The 18,395-nt window shown below is 72.1% G+C and carries 22 protein-coding genes; 8 read left to right on the top strand and 14 right to left on the bottom strand.

Features of this window, described 5'->3' with window-relative positions:
* The first annotated feature begins 19 nt into the window (after positions 1-19).
* The 6 genes from ACPPVX_RS00175 (at position 20) to ACPPVX_RS00150 (ending at position 5,188) form a co-directional block, all read left to right on the top strand.
* Positions 20-379: a hypothetical protein gene (locus tag ACPPVX_RS00175; protein ID WP_426572851.1), complete on the top strand. Its 360-nt coding sequence runs from the start codon at positions 20-22 to the stop codon at positions 377-379.
* A 192-nt stretch (positions 380-571) separates the two neighbouring features.
* A complete protein-coding gene (locus tag ACPPVX_RS00170) occupies positions 572-1,078 on the top strand; it encodes a hypothetical protein (protein WP_426572850.1) in 507 nt (168 codons plus the stop codon).
* Between the two features lie 73 nt (positions 1,079-1,151).
* On the top strand, positions 1,152-1,568 hold the full coding sequence (locus tag ACPPVX_RS00165) for a hypothetical protein (RefSeq protein ID WP_426572849.1): 417 nt from the start codon (positions 1,152-1,154) through the stop codon (positions 1,566-1,568).
* A gap of 76 nt (positions 1,569-1,644) precedes the next feature.
* Positions 1,645-2,607, top strand: a complete 963-nt coding sequence (locus tag ACPPVX_RS00160) for a cupin (protein WP_426572848.1) — start codon at positions 1,645-1,647, stop codon at positions 2,605-2,607.
* 34 nt (positions 2,608-2,641) lie between these two features.
* On the top strand, positions 2,642-3,487 hold the full coding sequence (locus ACPPVX_RS00155; protein ID WP_426572847.1) for a class I SAM-dependent methyltransferase: 846 nt from the start codon (positions 2,642-2,644) through the stop codon (positions 3,485-3,487).
* 93 nt (positions 3,488-3,580) lie between these two features.
* Complete coding sequence (locus ACPPVX_RS00150; RefSeq protein WP_426572846.1) at positions 3,581-5,188, top strand: hypothetical protein; 1,608 nt, start codon at positions 3,581-3,583, stop codon at positions 5,186-5,188.
* A gap of 38 nt (positions 5,189-5,226) precedes the next feature.
* Here ACPPVX_RS00150 and ACPPVX_RS00145 read toward each other — a convergent pair whose 3' ends face one another.
* Positions 5,227-5,427: a hypothetical protein gene (locus tag ACPPVX_RS00145; RefSeq protein ID WP_426572845.1), complete on the bottom strand. Its 201-nt coding sequence runs from the start codon at positions 5,425-5,427 to the stop codon at positions 5,227-5,229.
* A gap of 69 nt (positions 5,428-5,496) precedes the next feature.
* On the opposite strand from ACPPVX_RS00145, the gene ACPPVX_RS00140 reads away from it, so the two are divergent.
* Positions 5,497-6,273 (top strand): crotonase/enoyl-CoA hydratase family protein, encoded by a 777-nt coding sequence (locus tag ACPPVX_RS00140; RefSeq protein ID WP_426572844.1) that lies wholly within the window; start codon positions 5,497-5,499, stop codon positions 6,271-6,273.
* A 36-nt stretch (positions 6,274-6,309) separates the two neighbouring features.
* Here ACPPVX_RS00140 and ACPPVX_RS00135 read toward each other — a convergent pair whose 3' ends face one another.
* From ACPPVX_RS00135 to ACPPVX_RS00075, 13 genes are all read right to left on the bottom strand, one after another.
* Positions 6,310-6,717 carry an NUDIX hydrolase gene (locus tag ACPPVX_RS00135; RefSeq protein ID WP_426572843.1) on the bottom strand — a complete coding sequence of 136 codons (408 nt, stop codon included), beginning with the start codon at positions 6,715-6,717 and terminating at the stop codon, positions 6,310-6,312.
* Entirely contained in the window at positions 6,704-7,216 is a 513-nt protein-coding gene (locus tag ACPPVX_RS00130; protein WP_426572842.1) for an N-acetyltransferase family protein, read from the bottom strand. The genes ACPPVX_RS00135 and ACPPVX_RS00130 overlap by 14 nt, the downstream gene beginning before the upstream one ends.
* A gap of 8 nt (positions 7,217-7,224) precedes the next feature.
* Entirely contained in the window at positions 7,225-7,734 is a 510-nt protein-coding gene (locus tag ACPPVX_RS00125) for a hypothetical protein (protein WP_426572841.1), read from the bottom strand.
* A 72-nt stretch (positions 7,735-7,806) separates the two neighbouring features.
* Positions 7,807-8,334 (bottom strand): hypothetical protein, encoded by a 528-nt coding sequence (locus ACPPVX_RS00120; RefSeq protein ID WP_426572840.1) that lies wholly within the window; start codon positions 8,332-8,334, stop codon positions 7,807-7,809.
* 106 nt (positions 8,335-8,440) lie between these two features.
* Positions 8,441-10,051 (bottom strand): FAD-dependent thymidylate synthase, encoded by a 1,611-nt coding sequence (locus ACPPVX_RS00115; protein ID WP_426572839.1) that lies wholly within the window; start codon positions 10,049-10,051, stop codon positions 8,441-8,443.
* 59 nt (positions 10,052-10,110) lie between these two features.
* The gene (locus ACPPVX_RS00110; protein ID WP_426572838.1) at positions 10,111-11,340 is read right to left on the bottom strand and encodes a M20 family metallopeptidase; all 1,230 of its coding nucleotides are present in this window, start codon (positions 11,338-11,340) and stop codon (positions 10,111-10,113) included.
* 55 nt (positions 11,341-11,395) lie between these two features.
* Entirely contained in the window at positions 11,396-12,379 is a 984-nt protein-coding gene (locus ACPPVX_RS00105; RefSeq protein ID WP_426572837.1) for a zinc-binding dehydrogenase, read from the bottom strand.
* Between the two features lie 46 nt (positions 12,380-12,425).
* Complete coding sequence (locus tag ACPPVX_RS00100) at positions 12,426-13,037, bottom strand: diacylglycerol/lipid kinase family protein (protein ID WP_426572836.1); 612 nt, start codon at positions 13,035-13,037, stop codon at positions 12,426-12,428.
* On the bottom strand, positions 13,034-15,742 hold the full coding sequence (locus ACPPVX_RS00095) for a DEAD/DEAH box helicase (protein ID WP_426572835.1): 2,709 nt from the start codon (positions 15,740-15,742) through the stop codon (positions 13,034-13,036). The genes ACPPVX_RS00100 and ACPPVX_RS00095 overlap by 4 nt, the downstream gene beginning before the upstream one ends.
* A gap of 1 nt (position 15,743) precedes the next feature.
* Entirely contained in the window at positions 15,744-16,517 is a 774-nt protein-coding gene (tatC, locus tag ACPPVX_RS00090) for a twin-arginine translocase subunit TatC (protein WP_426572834.1), read from the bottom strand.
* A 17-nt stretch (positions 16,518-16,534) separates the two neighbouring features.
* Positions 16,535-16,948 carry a Sec-independent protein translocase subunit TatA/TatB gene (locus ACPPVX_RS00085; protein WP_426572833.1) on the bottom strand — a complete coding sequence of 138 codons (414 nt, stop codon included), beginning with the start codon at positions 16,946-16,948 and terminating at the stop codon, positions 16,535-16,537.
* 9 nt (positions 16,949-16,957) lie between these two features.
* On the bottom strand, positions 16,958-17,161 hold the full coding sequence (locus tag ACPPVX_RS00080) for a hypothetical protein (RefSeq protein WP_426572832.1): 204 nt from the start codon (positions 17,159-17,161) through the stop codon (positions 16,958-16,960).
* Between the two features lie 58 nt (positions 17,162-17,219).
* On the bottom strand, positions 17,220-17,549 hold the full coding sequence (locus ACPPVX_RS00075) for a hypothetical protein (RefSeq protein ID WP_426572831.1): 330 nt from the start codon (positions 17,547-17,549) through the stop codon (positions 17,220-17,222).
* A gap of 104 nt (positions 17,550-17,653) precedes the next feature.
* Here ACPPVX_RS00075 and ACPPVX_RS00070 point away from each other — a divergent pair, with 104 nt between their 5' ends.
* Entirely contained in the window at positions 17,654-18,394 is a 741-nt protein-coding gene (locus ACPPVX_RS00070; protein WP_426572830.1) for a glycerophosphodiester phosphodiesterase, read from the top strand.
* The last annotated feature ends 1 nt before the right edge of the window (position 18,395 follow it).

Here is an 18,395-nt window from a genome sequence, read left to right as displayed (position 1 = left end):
CCACCGGTAGTTTCATCACGTGACGAAACCACCGATGGGTGAGCGGTGCCGGTGGTGCGGGCGAGCGTTGCCCGATGCCGCCCGAACGGGACGACCCCGGAGGTACTGCCGGCCGGGCTGCCGCCAGCAGGCCCACATCGCCCGCAAGTACGCCGCCGCCCACGGCCTCGGCGACGACGATGTGATCATCGACCGGCTGCAGCTCGAGGAGCTCCAGGGCGCGCTGTACTGCCTGCAGGCCGCCATCGAAGACGTCGACGGCGATCTGGAAGGCAGACCGTCGGCCGCCGAAGTGCGAACGGCGCTCGGCTGGCTCCTCGACAACGCCCGGCCGCTGGCCGCCCAGTGGATCGAGCCCAAGGCCGACCTGGGATCCTGATCCCAACTCGACATAACGTAGATTATGGGCGTTGCGGCGCTGCTCACTCCTGATGCCCGCGCTCGTGGTCATCCCGCTCCTCTTCCGTCGCATCAGCCTGCTACCGCCGGGGCCCCGGCTACCTTCCCGCTCCGGCGGCGGCCCAAATGGTGGGACCGGTCATCCTCCGCCTTCTGACGAAGGAGACACTGCATGAAGGACTTCCTACGAGGCCTCGCCGCGGCGATGGCGCTCTCCACGGTGGTGCTGGCCACGACGCTCCCGGCGGGCGCATGGACCACCCAGCCACCCAACCCGATCGTCCCGTGGACCATGTACCCGGGCGGCTACTGCGCTCTCGGCGGTGGCGCCTGGGGGACGCAGCCGGGAGCCGGTGGCACCCACTACCAGGTCAACGCATCGACGGTGTCGCAGAAGACTCCGTCGGGGTCCGGGAGCTGCACCGCCACCTCATCTGCCCCGTACAACACGATGGCCGTGCAGGCCCGCATCCAGAAGCAGACGAGCAGCGGCTGGGTCGACTGCAAGAGCACCCTGGTCGTCTACAACGCGGCGAACAGCTGGTACGCCCAGGTCAACGTCGATGGCGACGTGCTCGGATGCGGCTCGGGCAACTACCGCCTGGCCACCGACCACCGCATCATCTACGGCGGTACCCCCCAGTACAAGACCTTCACCTCCAGCAGCGTCGCGCTCTGAGGTGAACCAGCCGCCCGCAGCCCCACCCACCTCGCCTCGCCGCTCCGCGCGGCTCGGTGCGACGATCGCCGGCATGGTCGTCGGCGTCGCCGTCGTCGCCGGTGGGCTCGCTGCGGCCGGGGTGCTCGGCTCCCATGCCGAGCACCCCGGGTCGCGGGCCCCCAAGACCCTCTCTGGCTACGCCACCACCCCCGGCGATCCGAGCGTGGGCCCCCTCACCCCGGTGCTCGACCGTGCTGGCCGCCTCGCCGGGTACGTCCGCACGAGCGCCTTCGACGCCGCCCTCGACGAGGGCACCCCCACCCTCACCCTTGCCAGCGGCCGCATCACCACCCACGGCTACCCCGTGCGAAGCCGGGCCGGCGATCTCGTCGGCTACTACCTCGTTCCTGCCGGCTTCGTCGACCTCAGCACCGCCACCGACCCCTCACGCCTCCGAGCGATCATCGCCAAGGGTGGCAGCGGGCCGGGGGCGACCTCGGGGCACTGAGCAGGTCGGGTGAGCGCGACGGGCTGCTCGTCCTGATCGCCCTCGGTCCCCGGCGCCGACGCGGCACAATGGACCGATGACGACCGACACCGATCTCGGGCTGCTCGTCGGCGTCGCGGCCGAGGACTGGGCCGAAGATGCCGAGTACTTCGAGTACTCGCGCGCCGCCAACCCGGTCGGCTCGGGGCACACGCCGAAGCTCCCCATCGAGCTGTTCCCGTCGACGCTCTACGAGGGGGGCGAGAGCCGGGTGGTGCCGTTGGACCTCTCCTCGGTCCTCGGAGGCACCCGGGGGCCGGCCACGAGCCCGGCCCTGCTCGCCTCGTTCGTGAAGATCCTGGCCGGCGATGAGATCGGCACCGAGTCGGTCGCCACCTCGGACCTGTTCTTCGTGCTGAGCGGGAGCGGATCGTCGGTCACGAGCGCCGGCCGCCTCGAGTGGGGCCCCGGCGATCTGTTCGTCGTCCCGTCGGGCGGGGCGATGGTCCACACGGCGACCGACGACACCGTCCTGTACTGGGTCAACGACGCTCCCCTGCTCCGCTACCTCGGGGTCGTCCCGTCCGAGGCCCGCTTCCGCGGCACCCGGTTCTCCGGGGCCCGGCTCGCCGACGAGCTGGCGGCCATCGCCGCCGATCCCCATGCCGAGGACCGCAACCGGCTGAGCGTGCTGATGGCCACCGCGCCCCAGACCCAGACGCTCACCGTGACCCACGTCCTGTGGGCGATGTACGGCCTTCTGCCCGCTGGTGCCGTGCAGCGGCCCCACCGCCACCAATCCGTCGCGCTCGACCTCGTCGTCGACTGCCCGCCCGGTTGCTACACGCTCCTCGGGCGGAGCCTCGACGAGCGGGGCGACATCGAGCGCCCGATCCGCGTCGACTGGGAGCCGGGCGCCGCCTTCGTCACCCCGCCCGGGCTGTGGCACGCGCACGTCAACGAATCGGGCACCGACGCCCACATCCTCCCGATCCAGGACGCCGGGCTGCACACCTACCTCCGCTCGCTCGACATCCGATTCGCGCCGCCCGCACCCTGAGACCTGCCTGCTGGCGGCCGGTAGGGTCCGCCCCATGGCCAACGAGCAGATGCGAGAGTTCTGGCGGACCAACGCTGCGGGCTGGGTGCAGCACCGCCACCTCTTCGATGCCGAGCTGGCGCCGTTCAGCGAGGCCATCTTGGCCACCGTCGAGCCAAAGCCCGGAGACCGGCTGCTCGACATCGGCTGCGGCACGGGCTCCCTGCTCGGCCTCGCCACCGCCATGGGAGCCAGCGGCCTCGGGGTCGACATCTCGCCCGCCATGGTGGAGGCGGCCACCGAGCTCGTGCCCGATGCCTCGTTCGTGGTGGCCGATGCGCAGACCGACGACCTCCGCTCCATGGGGCCGTTCAGCACGATCGTGTCCCGGTTCGGCGTGATGTTCTTCGACCAGCCGGCCTCGGCCTTCGCCAACATCCGGTCGGCTGCGGCGCCGGGAGCCTCGCTCGCCTTCGTGTGCTGGCGCGGCGTCGAGGAGAACCCGATGTTCACCCTCGGCACCTCGCTGCTTGTCGATCGCCTCGACCCCCGGCCCCCTCCCCCGGCCCCCGGGACCCCCGGTCCCATGGCCTTCGCCGACCCGGCCCGGGTCGAGGAGATGCTCGCAGCTTCGGGGTGGGCCGACGTGGCCATCGTCCCGCACGACGCCCGGTGCGACTACAGCAGAGACGGCTCCGACGGTGTCGAGGAGCGCCTGACGATGATCCTCCACACCGCCACCGGCCGGGCGGCCCAGCTCCAGCTCGAGCCCCAGCTCGGCCCCGACGCCTGGGCGGCCGTGCTCGACGAGGTCCGCGCCGAGCTGCGCCGCCACCTCGTCGACGGCCGCGTGGCCTTCAACGGCGCCACCTGGCTGGTGACCGCCCGCAACCCCAGCTGACATCGGCCTGAGCCCTTGCGTCGCTCCCCCAGCGGTGAGGTGGGGAGATCCCCGGACGGGCGGGTCGCGGCGAGCGAGTAGATTGGCAGCCCTATGTCTCGCAGGATCGACATCGAGCTCACCAGTGACCGTGCCGATGGCACCTGGTCGTGGCGAGCCGCCGGAGCAAAGCAGCCCAAGGGCGTACTCAGGGCGGAGCTGCTCCCGGAAGGGGCCTCCGTGGGACAGGAGCTGCGCGCCGACATCGAGTTCTCGCTCGACGGCGACGAGGTGGTCGCCGTCCTGCCCCCCAAGACCAAGAACCGGGCCCCGGTCGAGACGCTCGAGATCATCGCGCGCCCCGTGAAGGACGACGAGCTGGTCACCAGCAAGCTCGCCGGGCGCGGCGGCGGCCGCGACCGGGGTGACCGCCCCGACCGTGGCGACCGTGGCAGCCGCGGCCCGCGCCGAGACGGCGACCGCAAGCCCCGAAGCGACGGCGATCGTCGGGGCGGCCGTCCCGACGGCGACCGGCGTCCCCGGCCAGAAGGCGACCGTGGCCCCCGCTCCGAGGGCGACCGCGGCCCGCGCAGCGACCGGCCGCGCCGCGACCGCCCCGCTCCCCCGCCGAAGCCCAAGGCCAAGCGGCTCCGTGCCGGGCGCGCCCACCGCAAGGCGGCGCTCGACGCCCTGCCGGCAGCCGAGCAGGTCATCGCCGAGCAGATCCTCATCGGTGGCATCCCGGCCGTGCGCCAGGCCGTCGAGAAGCAGAACGAGCAGGCCCGCGCCGCCGGCGGTCGAGAGGTGGCGGCCGAGCCGTTGGTCGCCATCGCCGAGCGCCTCCTCCCCGACCTGCGCTCGGCCGAGTGGCTCGACAAGGCCGAGGCGGCCCTCGCCGACATGGCCGAGCTCGACCTCCGCGACCTGCGCTCCGTCGTCGTCGCCTCGGAGACCGGGGCCAAGGACGAGGCCGGACGTGAGCTGGCCACCCAGCTGCGCGACGGCCTGAGCCAGCGCCTCGACAGCGAGCAGGCCGCATGGCTGGCCGAGCTCCAGGAGACGGTGACCGAAGGCCGGATCGTCCGGGCGCTCCGCCTCAGCTCCCGTCCGCCCAAGGCCGGCGCCCCGCTCCCCGCCGAGCTGGCCGTGAAGCTGGCCGAAGCCGCATCGGCTTCGCTCACCGCCGACACCGCCGCCGACCGCTGGGCCACCGTGCTCGACGCCCTCTCCTTCTCTCCGGTGCGCCTCACGGTCGCACCGGCCTCCAAGCCCGATGCCCCCTCCGAGGAGCTCATCGCCGTCATCACCCGCATGGGTGACCGCGTGCCGAAGGTGGCCGAGGCGTTCGGCATCGAGCCCAAGGCCACACCGGCCCGCAAGGGACGCGGCCGTGGTGGGGCCGCTGGGAAGGGCGGCGGCAAGCCCCGTCCGCCCAAGCCGCCGAAGCCGGCCGCGCCTGCAGCTGGGGCCACCCCCGCCGAGGCCACCCCTGCCGAGGCAACCCCCACCGAGGCCGCGCCGGCGGAGCAACCCCCTGCTGAGGTCATCGAGGCCGCCATCCAGGAGGGCGAGATCGAAGCCGTCGGCAACACGCCCGCGGCCGCCGCTGCGGTACCGGAGCCCGAGGCTCCGGCCGAACCGGTCGCGGCAGCGCCCGAGCCGGCTTCGGCCGAGCCCCAGACCGCTGCCGCGGACGAGCCGTCCGCCACCCCCGACGCCTGAACCGATCGGGGCCCGGCCGTCGCGCGGCCGGCCCCGCATCAGGTGTCGCCGCGCGGCACCACCACCGAGGCCCGAGTGGCCCGACCCCGGAACTCGCCGGTGTGCGGATCCTCGTCCCAGCGCGCCCCGCACTCGGCGCACTGGCACGAATCGAGGCGGACCGAACCGAGGTACAACCGCGCCACATCGGTCCCGCGGCAGTAGGGACAGGCGACCTGGTGGGACCCGGACGGTGGCATCGCGGGCCACCGTAACCGCCCGGACGACGAACCTGACTGATCGGTCAAGTACCCGGTAACGTCGCCGCCATGACCGTCGATTACGAACTCCGTGGCCACGTCGCTGTGATCACCATCAACCGTCCCGCTGCCCGCAACGCCGTGAACACCGACGTCGCCCAGGGCATCGAGGCCGCCATCGACCAGCTCGAGGGCGACGACGCCGCCTGGGTGGGGATCATCACCGGTGCCCAGACCGACAAGGGCTGGATCTTCAGCGCCGGCGCCGACCTCAAGCAGATGGCCACCGACCCCGGGGGCATGTCCACCGCTCGCGGCGGCTTCGGCGGCATCGTCCACCGGGTGCGCTCCAAGCCGCTGATCGCCGCGGTCGACGGCCCCGCCCTGGCCGGCGGCACCGAGATCGTCCTGGCCTGCGACCTCGTCGTCGCCTCCGAGACCGCCGTGTTCGGCGTCCCCGAGGTCAAGCGCAACCTGGTCGCCGCCGGCGGCGGGCTGTTCCGCCTGCCCCGCAAGATCCCCCGCAACATCGCCATGGAGCTGATCCTCACCGGCCGCCTCGACTTCTCGGCGGCGGAGGCCCACCACTACGGCTTGGTCAACCACCTCAGCGCCGAGGGCGGGGCGCTGGCCCGCGCCACCGAGCTAGCCGAGCAGATCTGCGAGGCCGCTCCCCTGGCCGTCCGCGAGAGCCGCCGCATCGCCCTCGAGACCACCGACGAGCCCGACGACGTCGGGTGGAAGCGGTCCGGCGAGGGCATCATGAAGATGTTCGGCACCGAAGACTTCTCCGAGGGCCTCAACGCGTTCATCGAGAAGCGCGCCCCCGAGTGGAAGGGCCGCTAGGCCCGCCGCTCGCCTGACGAACGGGTCCTCCGACCATCAGGTGATCGTGGCGATCACCTGGTGGTCGTGCAGGAACTCGGCCAGGCCCGGAGCCAGGCGGTAGTCGCACACGTCGGCCAGGGGCACCCAGCGGGCCTCTGCCGCGTCGTCGCCCGGCGCCGGCTCGATGGCCTCCATCAGCGTGACCACGTGGCTCAGCACCACCTGGTGCGGGCCCTCGTCGTCGACGAGCTCGAGCACGCCCAGCAGCTCGCCGCAGACGCCTTCGAGCCCGGTCTCCTGCCGCAGCTCGCGCACCACCGCTTCCGCCAGCAGCTCCCCCGGCTCCACCCGGCCGCCCGGCACGGCCCACGTGCCCTGCGCCCGCCCTCGGCCGCGCCGCACGAGGAGGAGGCGCTCGTCATCGATCACCACGGCGCTGACGCACAGCTCAGGCGCGGCCATCGTCGCTCCCTGCCGGATCGTCGGTGGGGCGCAGCGATCGGTGCACGACGATGGCGCGGGCCTTGAGCCCGAAGGTCTCGAAGAAGTTCTTGGTGCCGCGGTCGCCCGGCAGGGCCAGCGAGTCGATGCCGACGGCCCCGACCTCGTTGGCGTGGGCCACGAGCAGGTCCATCATCGCCTCGCCCAGGCCGATGCCTCGCGCCTCGGGGTGGACGTACAGGTCGGTGATCACCGACAGCGGCGAGCCGTCGGCCAGCTCGTCGATCCGGCTGATCCCGTAGCCGACCACCACCTCGTGGATGGTGGCCACCACGGCCAGCCCTTCGGCACGTGGGCGGGCGACGTCGGCCTTGATCCCCGCCTCGACGGGCTCCTGACGGCCGTCCTGGAGGCGCCACACGGCGCCCCCTCGCAGCTCCGACAGCTCGGCGACCGCCTCGGTGGCCAGCTCGGTGATGGCGGCGAGATCGTCGCCGGTGGCGACGCGGGCAGCGTCCACGGTGGCGCCTACGCCCCGCCGAGCTGGGTGATCTTGCCCAGGATCGTCTTGCGACCCCGGTGGCTCACCTCGTAGTCGTGCACGGCCTGCAGCTCGTCCTCGGAGAGCCCGGCCAGGCGCGGGATCACCTGGCTGGCGGCCAGGCTGTCGTAGTCGGCGATCGGCAGGGCGATCGCGGCTTCGCTGGATCGGACGGGCGCGGGCGCCGGGGTTGCGGGCGCTCCCGGCGTGGACGTGGGCGCGGCGGCCGTAGGGGCCGCAGCCGGCGTCGCCGCCTGGGTGACGCCGAACTCGGTCAGCACCGCCCCGGCCTGGGCCTGGACCTTGGCCAGCTTCTTGGTGGCCGTGGTCTGCCCGTGGGTCACGGCGAACTGCCCCACCACCTTGGCCATGTTGACCTGCTGGCGACCGCGCTCTACGAACGACGGGAGCAGGCGCCGGGCCTCGAGGACGAAGCCGATCGGGGCGTACACCGCCACCTCGACCACGTGCCCGATGGGGTTCTTCTCGTCAGTCACCGGCCCATGTTGGTGCACCGGTGCGGTGACACCCCAATCATTCGGGCGGGCCCGCCGGCCCACCCCCAGGCGTCAGGCCAGGTTGAGCTCACGCTTGACCGGGCAGTCCTCGCCGTCGAGGCCACCGGGGCAATCGGTGCGCTTGGCGCTGAACTGGCTGCGCCGGACCAGCAAGAAGCACTCGTTGCACGAGAACTCCTCGGCCGCCCGAGGTGCGACCCGGTCGCCGCCGTCGGCCCGGTCGTCGACCGGTGCTTCCTCGTCGTCCTCATCGTCATCGTCGGCGCCGGCGGCGATGCGGTCCTTCAAGATGGTGTCGAGGTCCTCCTCGACGTCATCGGGGTCGACATCGTCGTCATCGTCCTCATCGTCGTCGCCGGACCGTCCCTTGACGGGCGCAGGAGCGGGCTCCTCCTCCGCATCCTCGTCCCCCTCCTCGACCACCACGGCCACGAGGTCCTCGTCGGGGACGACGACATCGTCGTCGAGGTCGTCGGCGAGCTCGTCATCGAGTTCGGCGTCGTCGAGGTCGCCGTCGAGGACATCGTCCTCGGCGTCTTCGACGTCGATCTCGTCTTCGATCAGCTCGTCGTCTGCCATGTCTTCCTTCGTCGGAACGTTTTCGGTCTAGTGCTGCTGGCCCGCTGGAGCGAGGCCGCGGCCGGATACTACGCGCGAGACCGCGCGATGCCGCATCCTGGCGCGATCATCGGCCTTCGCGCCGTGCTTCTGCCCGCCGTTCGGCGTCGAGGCGCTCCAGGCTCGGCTCCGGAGCGTGGTCGACGTACCGCATCATCTCGGCCACCGCGTGGTGCCCGGCCTCGTCGGCGATGAGCCGGTGCATGTCCTGCGCGACCTCCCGGTAGGCCGGGTGGCCCTGCGGGCCGCTGCGCAGCTCGAGCATGTGCATGGCCTCCCGTGCGTTCATCTGCATCGTGAAGCGGACCTTGTAGGCCAGGCAGACGGCATAGGAGGCCTCGGCCGGGAAGCGGGCCTCCAGGAGGTCGTAGAGCGACGCGGAGCGCTCCATGGCCCGGTCGAAGGCGCCGCCCTCGCCGGCCAGGTCGACGGCCTCTGGGCGCGTGTAGCCGTGCCGCGGCGACAGGGGCTGCCACTCGAGGGTGAGCATGCGGTGGCGCTGGAGGTCTCGGAAGGCCCCGTAGTCGGCCAGGACGTCGAAGCGGTAGTCGATCCGCTCGAGGGCCCGTCCGGGCCGGTGGCGCCGGTTGGACCGCTCCCCCACGTACGCCTTGACGATCTGGAGGCGCTCCTCGGCCGACATGGCCCGCACCCGGCGCTCGATCTGCACCTCGGGCACGTGCGTGTGGGCGTAGAGCATGGCGGTGACCATGTGGATCTCGGCGTCGGGATCGAAGTCGACCAGGGTCGTGCGGGGTGCCGCCTGGGCCTCGGTCTCCCCGGAGGGGAAGAACCGCGCGGCGATGTCGTCCATGGCCTCGCGGTTGCGGCCGAGGTAGTCGCTCCAGGCGACCCCCCGGTCGGGCAGGTCGACCCGTTTGAGGAACGACGGGATGACCTTGCGCAGCTCGTGGAGCATGAGGTCGGCGTACGTGCGGGCCTCGGGCAGCGGGTGCGAGCGCATGCGCAGCAGGAGCGCCTCGTAGGCCTGACCGGTGCCGTAGATGCCGACGTTGGACAGCGACGCCGCCGGCAGGATGCCGCGCAGGGCGTCGAACGCCTTGGCCCGCACCGCCTGGCGGTACACGAAGTCGGAGTCGTTCTCGTCCTTCGGGAACTGCTCCTTGAAGAAGTCGGTGAGCTTGGGGAGCAGTTCGGCGTACGTGTCGAACAGCCGGTCCATCTCGCCCACGAACCGGGTGCCGAGGGGTGACCCGAGGATCCCCGGATCCCGGTAGAAGCGGTACCGGCCGCCGATGCGGGCGTCGTAGGCGATGTAGCGGGTCGACTGCTCGAGGTACGACATCAGCCGACCCCACTCGAGCACCTTGGTCAGCAGGTTGGAAGCCTGCTCACAGGCCAGGTGGACCCCGCCGAGCTGGGCCACGGAGTCGTCGCCGTACTCGAAGAACACCCGGTCGTAGAGCTCCTCGGCGCGCCGCAGGCCCACGGTGGCGTCGATGGTCTGGTCGCCGGAGATGTCGAGCTCGCCGACGAACTCGTCGAGGAACAGGCGCCGCAGGCTCTTGGAGGACCGGGAGTACCGGGCGAACAGGGCACCCTTGACCACCTCGGGCAGGTTGACCAGCGCGAACACCGGGCTGTCGAGGTTGGTGAAGTAGCGGCGCAGGACATCAGCCTCGGTTTCGCTGAACTCCTCGGCTACGTAGACGGTCACAGGCGGTGACCCTAGAGGGTTCTGCGAGACGGACCGCGGACCGCAAACCGCACGTCGGATCAGGCCTCCGGAGCAGCGCTGATGGTGGCCGAGCCGGTGGCCCGGCCGCTCCCCCTCGCGTCGGCGAACGCCGCCGTGGCGGCGTCCATCGCCCCAGGCCGCGCCCAGAGGTCGGCCACCGTGGCCGCCATGGCGCGGGCGCCGTCGAGGACCGCCCGGTCGCCCTCCTCCGCTCGGGCGTAGCGCACGAAGTCCGACGTGTGGATGGCGACGGTGGGCGGCGACACGGCGATCATGGGGTGGATCGACGGGACGATGTGGCTGATGTTGCCCATGTCGGTGCTGCCCACGATGGCGTCGAGCGACACCGGGTCGACCAGGGTGCGACCGGTGCGCGCCAGGTTCTCGCGGTACAGCTCCACCATCGGGTCGTTGTCGACCATGTCGGCGAACGCCGGATCGATCCACTGGTGCTCCATGGTGCAGCCGGCAGCCGTGGCGCCCGCCTCCAGGCAGGTCAGCACGCGGGCCTTCAGCTTGTGGAGCCCCCGCACCGTGGGCGACCGCACGTACCAGGTGGCAGCCGTGCGGGCCGGCACCACGTTGGCGGCGTCGCCCGCCTCGGTGAAGATGCCGTGGATGCGCTCGTCGGGGCGGATGTGCTGGCGGAGGGCCGCCACGTTCACGTACCCCAGCACCGCGGCGTCGAGGGCGTTGCGCCCCGCCTGAGGGGCCGCCGCGGCGTGGGCGGCGCGCCCGTGGTACGTCACCTCGAGCTGCTGGATGGCGATGGCGCCGAAGCGCGCCAGGTCCATCCCCGCGGGGTGAACCATCAGGGCGGCGTCGACGTCGTCGAACGCGCCCCGCTCGGCCATGACGATCTTGCCGCCACCACCCTCCTCGGCGGGCGTGCCGAGGATCACCACGGTGCCGCCCAGCTCCTCGGCCACCGCGGCGGCGGCGATCCCGGCGCCGATGCCGGCGGTGCCGATGATGTTGTGGCCGCAGGCGTGGCCGATCACGGGGAGGGCGTCGTACTCGCACAGCACCGCGATCCGCGGTCCTCCGGTGCCGGCGACGGCCTCGAACGCCGTGGGCAAGCCGTAGGCGCTGCGGGTGACCTCGATGCCGGCGCTCTCGAGGACGCTGGCCAGCACCCCGTGGGCGAAGTGCTCGTCGAACCCGAGCTCGGGCCGGGCATGGATCTGGTGCGAGGCGTCCAGCAGGGCGTCGGCGTGCTCCGACACCACGGCGTCGATCCGGTCCTTGGCAGCCTGGAGATCGGTCATGGGGGCAGGCTACGTCGCTGGTCAGGCGGGAGGCGCGGGACCCCGGGGCCGGGCCTCAGTCGTGGCGGAGGACGACCTTGCCGACGGGGTTGCCCCGCTCGAGGCGCTCGAGGGCCTCTGGATACGCCGCGAGCGGCAGCTCCACGTCGACCGCCACCGGCAGGCCCTGCTCGACGAGCTTGACCACCTGGCCGAACTCCCCGTAGCCGCCCATCGTCGACCCGATGATCTCGTGCTGCTTGAAGAACAGGCGGGGCAGGTTGACCTCGACCACCGGTCCCGAGGTCCCGCCGCAGACCACCAGGCGTCCGCCGGGCTGCAGGGCGCGGATCGAGCGGTCCCACGTGGCCGGCCCCACGCTCTCGACCACCACCTCGCAGCGCACCGGCCAGTCCTCGTCGGAGGCGAACGCGCCGGCGGCGCCGGCCTCGACCGCCCGGCGGCGGGTCTCCGGGTCGCGGGAGGTCCCGTAGACGGTGGCCCCCATGTGGTTCGCCAAGGCGAGCGCCGCCATGGACACGCCGCCACCGATCCCGACGATCAGGACCGACTCGCCGGCCTGGAGCCGGGCCCGGCGGAGCATGCGGTAGGCGGTGAGCGTGGCCAGCGGGAAGGCTGCGCACTCGGCCCAGCTGCGGTTCGCCGGCTTGGGCACCACGTTGCGGGCCGGGACCGTGACCAGGTCGGCGTGACCGCCCCAGCGCTGCTCGCCCAGGATCTGGAACCCCGGGTACATCGGGGCGTCGTCGCCGTGGGCGACCACCATCTCGATGGGCGACACCGCGGGGTTCACCACCACCTCATCGCCGACTGCGACGCCCTCGACGTGCGAGCCCACCGCCTCGACGACACCGGCCACGTCGCAGCCGGGCACGTGGGGCAGGTGCGGCCGCGGCTTCCCCTTGGTGACCCACAGGTCCATGTGGTTGAGGGCGCTGGCCACGGGCCGGACCCGCACGTCCTCGGGCCCGACGGTCGGGTCGGCGATCTCGCCGAACCGGTAGGGGCCGGGGGACGCGTCGAGGATCCATGCCTGCATGGACGGCGACGGTACCGCTCACCCCCCGGGGCCCACCACCGGCCGCTCAGACGAAGCAGGTCAGGGCATCGGGCTCGACGCGGATCGCGAGGGTCCGGGCCGAGACCACCCGCTCGCCGTCGAGCCACACCGGGGTGGGCCGGTCGAACTCGACCTGCAGCGCCGGCACCCGGGACTGGGCGATGCCCGGGTGCGGGACGTGGGTGCCGGTGGGCAGCCGCGAGCGGACCTTCAACCGGTCGTCGAACCCGAGGTCGCCGTCGAACACGTCGAGCAGCCCGTCGTTCGGGTGGCTCTTGGGCGCCACGTCCCACGCGCCGATCCACTGGGCGTTCATGACGGCGAGCACCCGGCCGCGCCACCAGCTGCGGCGCGCCACCAGGTGGGCCACGAACCAGTGCTGATGGCCATCGATGAGCACCGAGCCGATGTCGGTGGGGAGCCGCATCGCGGCGTCGGATCGGAGCCGGTCGAGGTCGCCGGTGCCGCCGACGGTCCGGCACAGGTCGCCGGCCACCAGGCCGAGGGCGGGCAGCGCATCGCCGGCCCGGCGTGCCGCCTCCACCAGCGATCGCGCCTGCGCGTCGGAGCGCACCAGCACGCCGTCGTCGGGGAGCGCGCCCGGGCTCCCCCAGGGTTGGAACTTCTCGATGGTCACCCGACCGGCTCGCCTTCGGCGTGGGGTGCGGGATCGGTGGCCTCGACCGGGTGCGTCGGGGGCGAGGCCGACCCGGGCCCGTCATTGGTGGACACCTCCGACGACGCCGCGATGATGCCGCGGAACAACCGGTCGGCCGCGGCCCGGGCGGTGGCGCGGGTCTCGCTGCTCGGCGCCACCTCCCCCACCTGGCGGAGCAGGTCGATGAGCTGCTTCACGTTGCGGACGAAGTCGCCGCCCGACAGGTCCTCCTCGGCGATCACCACGTCGAAGGACTCCCCCGCCGCCCAGGCGTAGGCCAGGGCGAGGAACGTGGGATCGGGCGGCCGGGTGGCCGGCAGGCCCGCCCGCTCCTCGTCGCGGGCGAGGGTCCGGCCCAGCTTCTCGATCCTGGTGGCCCGCTCGCGAACCCCGGGCGACGGGTACCACGGCGTCGGCGGCGGCTCCTTGGACCGGTGCTCGTAGGTCAGCATCGAGACCAGCCCGGCCATCGACGCCTCGTCGACGTCGTCGAGGACGCCGTCGGCCATGACCGTGGCCACCAGCAGATCCGACTCGTGGAACGTCCGGGCCAGGATCTCGCCGCGGGCGGTGAGGTTCCACCCCGACAGGAAGCCGCGAGCGGTCAGCAGGCCCTCGATCTTGTCGAAGCGCCGGGTGAGCGACGTGGTGCGGTCGTCGACGCGGCGATCGAGCTCGTCGAGCTGGCGCACCAGGCGGTCCCGTTCGGAGGCGGCCATGAGGTGGGCATCGAGATCCGGGCACGCCGCCACCGGCAGGTCCGCAGCGCGCGCCTGGACCGGCACCGTCGCGGCCGCGCCTCCGCCGTCGGGCCCGGCGCCCACCGTGCCGTCGATCACGCCGGAGCGGTGCGTCACCCGCGCCTTGCGCAGGGCACTGGCGGCCTGGCGCTGGAAGATCCGGTTCCGCGGGTTGTAGGGCTCGGGCAACGAGATCGACGCCGCGCGCGCCGGTGGCTCGTCGAAGTCATCGGGGTCGAGGACCGACACGCGGGCGTCGCCGTCGATCACCCGCAGCCGCACCCCGCCCTTGCGGTGCGAGACCGACAGCACGGCGAGGCGGTGGCCGGCCACCCGGATGACGTCGCCGGGAGCGAGCTCCTCGACCATCGATGCCAGCTGGGCCCGAGCACCCTGCCGGGCCTCGCGCGCCTGCTGGCGCTCGGCCGAACGGCGCGCCCGGTACTCGTCGACATCGCCGAGCTCGCACCGGGCCCGCTCGACGGCCTGGTCGAGCAGCTGCTGGCGCGACGCACGGCGGTGCACGATGCGGCCGAGCGACTGGTCGGCCTGGTACTGGGCGAAGGACCGCCCGAGCAGCTCGTGGGCGGTGTCTCGGTCGTACCGACGCACCAGGTTGACGACCATGTTGTAGGTCGGCTGGAAGGCCGACCGGAGGACGAACTCCCGGCTCGATGCCAGGGCGGCGACCTTGTCGAACCCGTACCACGGTGACCACAGCACGAGCGCGTGGCCAACCGGGTCGAGCCCACGCCGGCCGGCTCGCCCGGTGAGCTGCGTGTACTGGGACGGGGTGAGGTCCTCGTGGTGCTCGCCGGTGAACTTCGACAGGACCTCGATCACCACCGAGCGGGCCGGCATGTTGATCCCGAGGGCGAGGGTCTCGGTGGCGAACACCACCTTGACCAGGCCCTCCACGAAGCAGGCCTCCACCGCCTCCTTGAACGGCGGCACCATGCCGGCGTGGTGCGCGGCCACCCCGGCCTCGAGGCCCGCCAACCAGCGGCCGTACTCCAGCGCGCCGAGGTCGCCGTCGGAGAGGTGGTCGGTGTGGGCCTCGGCGATGGCCCGGATGCGCTCGCGCTCGGGCCCGGTCGTGAGGCGCATCCCGGCGTCGAGCACCGAACGGGCGGCGTCGTCGCAGCCCTTGCGGCTGAACACGAAGCAGATGGCCGGGAGCAGGCCGCTCCCCGCCAGGTGCTCCACGACCTCGGTGCGCCGGGGCGTGCCCCACCGGTGCTTGCCGCGCTGGCGGAACCGCTCGGAACGGGGCCCGTCGTTGCCCGGTGCGTCGAACCGGGTCCCCTCGGGGTTGGGGCGGCCGTCGACCAGGGTCTCGACCTGCACCAGGTCGCCGCTGCCCTTGTCGTAGACCAGGAAGTGGTTGACCAGCTCGACGGGCCGCTCGTGCTCGACCACCGTGTCGGTGCGGCCGCGCGCCGCGGTGATCCAGCCCGCCAGCTCGTCAGCGTTGGAGACGGTGGCCGACAGGCACACGAACCGCACGCTGGGAGGCGTGTGGACGATGACCTCCTCCCACACCGGGCCCCGGTACGTGTCCTGCAGGTAGTGGACCTCATCGAGGATCACCCACGCCAGGTCGTCGAGGGCCGACGACTCGGCGTACACCATGTTCCGCAGCACCTCGGTGGTCATCACCACCACGCTGGCGCCCGGGTTCACGGCGTTGTCGCCGGTCAGCAGTCCCACCTGGTGGCGGCCGTGACGTCGCACCAGATCGGCGTACTTCTGGTTCGACAGGGCCTTGATGGGCGTGGTGTAGAACGCGCGCCGCCCTTCGGCGATGGCGCGGGCCACGGCGTGCTCGGCCACAACCGTCTTGCCCGACCCGGTCGGGGCGGCGACGAGGACGTTGTGCCCGAGGTCGATCGCGGCCATCGCCTCGCGCTGGAAGCGATCGAGGACGAACGGCTCGGCGGTCACGCTACGAGGTGACCTCGTTGGTCCGCCGCCGCACCACGAGCAGGCCGATGAGGATCGAGATCTCGTAGAAGATCATCATCGGGATCGCCAGCGCGAACAGGCTGATCGGGTCGGCGCTGGGGGTGATCACCGCGGCGATCACGAAGATGATGACGATCCCGAAGCGGCGGAAGTCGCGGAGCTGCTGCGGCTTGAGCACGCCCACGAGCTGGAGCGCGACGAGGACGATCGGGAACTCGAAGCCCACGCCGAACGCCAGCATCATGTACACGATCAACATGAGGTAGTTCTGGGGCGTGAACTGGTAGTAGAGGTCCTTGCCGCCCACCGTGGACAGGAACTGAAGGGCCGGTGGGAGCGTGAAGTAGGCCACCGCCGCGCCGAACAGGAAGAGGGCCGTGGCCGAGAACACGAACGCCGAGGCGTAGCGCCGCTCGTTCTGGTACAGCCCCGGCGAGATGAAGCGCCACACCTGCCAGAGCAGGTAGGGCATGCAGATGGCGATGCCGATGTAGGCCGACATCTTGATGCGGAGCATGAACCCGTCGAGCGGGCCGAGCACCTGGAGCTTGTCGCTGACGTTGGGGTCCTTCGACAGCTCGTTCAGCGGCTCGCGCAGGAAGCTCAGCACCGGGTTGTAGAGCACCCAGCCCAGCGCGGAGCCGATGGCGATGGCGATGGCACACTTGATCAGCCGGCTGCGCAGCTCGATCAAGTGCTCCATGAGCGACATGCGCCCGTCGAGCGGTGGTGCGTCAGCGATGGTTCCGGCCATGGTTCAGCGCTCGGGCGTCAGCCCGCGGCGCGGTCGGCGGGGTCGATGGCCGGGCGGGCCGGCGCCGCTTCGGCGGGGTCGGGCTCGGGGGCGGCGGTGTCGCCGGGGTCGACGGTGCCGGGAGCGGTGCTTGCGACGGGGGCATCGTTGCGAGCCGCCACCTCGATGATGTCGTCGGCGGCAGGGGTGGAGGTGGCGGCGGGCGTGGCCGGGGCCATGGTGCCGCTCTGGGGCTTCTCGGTGGCCGAGCTGTCGACCACGCTGTCCATGGCGCTGCGCATCTCGGCCTGGAAGCTGCTGGAGACCTTGCGGACCTCGGCCATCACGTTCCCGAACGTGCGCATCGCCTTGGGCAGCTGCTGCGGCCCGAGCACGACCAAGGCGACCAGGAAGATGACCAGGAGCTCTGGTCCTCCTGGCATGTTGATCATGCGGTGAGCTTACCGGCGGTGGATGCGGTCCACGGAGTCGCGCGTGCGGCGGGTCTCCACCCGGAGCGGGATGAGCCCGTCCTCGAGACGGCGGAAGCGCCGGTGAGCGGCCTGGGCCTCGTCGGTGGCCTTGGCGATCATGCGCAGCAGCGCTGCAGCCGCGGCCGCACCGATCCCGAGCACTGCTGAGGGTGCGATCCAGGTGGTGTCCACGACACGAGCGTAGCGGGGGTTCGCCGGCTTGCGCCCGCGAGTTCTCGCTGGGTCCCGATCAGCCCGGGGTCATCTTGCGCAGCGTGTCGATCCAGTCGTCGCGCTGCAGCAGGGCGTGGAAGTCGAGGAGGTCGTCGTGGTCGATGGGTGCACCCTGGTGCACCTCGGTGAGCTCCTCGGGCAGGTGCCAGGTCACGAGGCGCACGCCCGAGGTGACCAGCAGCTCCACGATCCGGGGCTCGGCGGACTTGACGACGATCCGGCTGCACGTCGGGCAGGCGAACGAGTACGAGCCGGCGCTGTTGGCGCTGCACACGCGCACCGTGACATCGGCGCTGGTCAGCTCCACATCGCCGCAGTCGCTGCAGCTCGCCCGAATCGTTGCCATGTACGCACGCCTCCCGTGAACAGTCCCACTCAATCGGCCACCGAGCGGTGATGTTGAGGGGTGGCTGCTGGCTCGCGCAGGGCTGGTGGACCACCATGGCGGCCGTGGCTGCCCTCATCCCCACCCGGCTCGAACGACCGATCGGCTTCGCCCATCGCGGCGCGCGGGCGCATGCCCCCGAGAACACGCTCGAGGCGTTCGAGCTGGCCCTGAGGCTGGGCGCCACCGCGCTCGAGAGCGACGTCTGGCTCACGGCCGACGGCGTCGCCGTGCTCGACCACGACGGCGTGGTGGGCGGCCTGCTGCGCCGCAAGCCCATCGCGTCGGTCCCGCGGTCCGACCTCCCTGACCACATCCCCACCCTCACCGAGCTCTACGGCGAGCTGGGCACCGAGTTCCAGCTGTCGCTCGACGTGAAGGACCCGGCGGCCGGCGTGGTGGCCGTGGCCGACACCCACGCCGCCGATCCCACGATGGTCACGCGCCTGTGGCTCTGCGAGACCAGCGTCGATCGCCTGGCGGCGCTCCGCGCGGTGTCGCCGCACGTGCGCCTGGTCGACTCCACCCGCATGGCCAAGATCAAGGAGGGGCCCGAGCTGCGGGCGGCGAAGCTCCAGCGGGCGGGGGTCGACGCCATCAACATGCACCACACCGACTGGACCGGCGGGCTCGCCACGCTGTTCCACCGCTTCGGTCTGTGCACCTTCGGGTGGGATGCCCAGTTCGACCGCACCCTCGACGAGCTGCTCCGGATGGGCATGGACGGCGTGTTCTCCGATCACGTCCCGCGCATGGTCGACGCCCTGGCTCGCAACGCCGCGGCGCGCGGCCTCGTCATCGACTGAC

It is taken from the genome of Aquihabitans sp. McL0605 (assembly GCF_049993875.1).
In the GTDB taxonomy this organism is placed as follows: Bacteria; Actinomycetota; Acidimicrobiia; order Acidimicrobiales; family Iamiaceae; genus Aquihabitans.
Note: the sequence above shows the minus strand (reverse complement) of the source record. Positions and strands in the feature narration are given on the sequence as shown.

Excerpts from the sequence above, each read along its gene's own strand:
- ACPPVX_RS00160 (WP_426572848.1), top strand. The coding sequence starts at position 1,645 with ATGACGACCGACACCGATCTCGGGCTGCTCGTCGGCGTCGCGGCCGAG.
- ACPPVX_RS00135 (WP_426572843.1), bottom strand. The coding sequence starts at position 6,717 with ATGGCCGCGCCTGAGCTGTGCGTCAGCGCCGTGGTGATCGATGACGAG.
- ACPPVX_RS00150 (WP_426572846.1), top strand. The coding sequence starts at position 3,581 with ATGTCTCGCAGGATCGACATCGAGCTCACCAGTGACCGTGCCGATGGC.
- tatC (WP_426572834.1), bottom strand. The coding sequence starts at position 16,517 with ATGGCCGGAACCATCGCTGACGCACCACCGCTCGACGGGCGCATGTCG.
- ACPPVX_RS00165 (WP_426572849.1), top strand. The coding sequence starts at position 1,152 with ATGGTCGTCGGCGTCGCCGTCGTCGCCGGTGGGCTCGCTGCGGCCGGG.
- ACPPVX_RS00105 (WP_426572837.1), bottom strand. The coding sequence starts at position 12,379 with ATGCAGGCATGGATCCTCGACGCGTCCCCCGGCCCCTACCGGTTCGGC.
- ACPPVX_RS00120 (WP_426572840.1), bottom strand. The coding sequence starts at position 8,334 with ATGGCAGACGACGAGCTGATCGAAGACGAGATCGACGTCGAAGACGCC.
- ACPPVX_RS00155 (WP_426572847.1), top strand. The coding sequence starts at position 2,642 with ATGGCCAACGAGCAGATGCGAGAGTTCTGGCGGACCAACGCTGCGGGC.
- ACPPVX_RS00145 (WP_426572845.1), bottom strand. The coding sequence starts at position 5,427 with ATGCCACCGTCCGGGTCCCACCAGGTCGCCTGTCCCTACTGCCGCGGG.
- ACPPVX_RS00075 (WP_426572831.1), bottom strand. The coding sequence starts at position 17,549 with ATGGCAACGATTCGGGCGAGCTGCAGCGACTGCGGCGATGTGGAGCTG.
- ACPPVX_RS00085 (WP_426572833.1), bottom strand. The coding sequence starts at position 16,948 with ATGATCAACATGCCAGGAGGACCAGAGCTCCTGGTCATCTTCCTGGTC.
- ACPPVX_RS00170 (WP_426572850.1), top strand. The coding sequence starts at position 572 with ATGAAGGACTTCCTACGAGGCCTCGCCGCGGCGATGGCGCTCTCCACG.
- ACPPVX_RS00110 (WP_426572838.1), bottom strand. The coding sequence starts at position 11,340 with ATGACCGATCTCCAGGCTGCCAAGGACCGGATCGACGCCGTGGTGTCG.
- ACPPVX_RS00140 (WP_426572844.1), top strand. The coding sequence starts at position 5,497 with ATGACCGTCGATTACGAACTCCGTGGCCACGTCGCTGTGATCACCATC.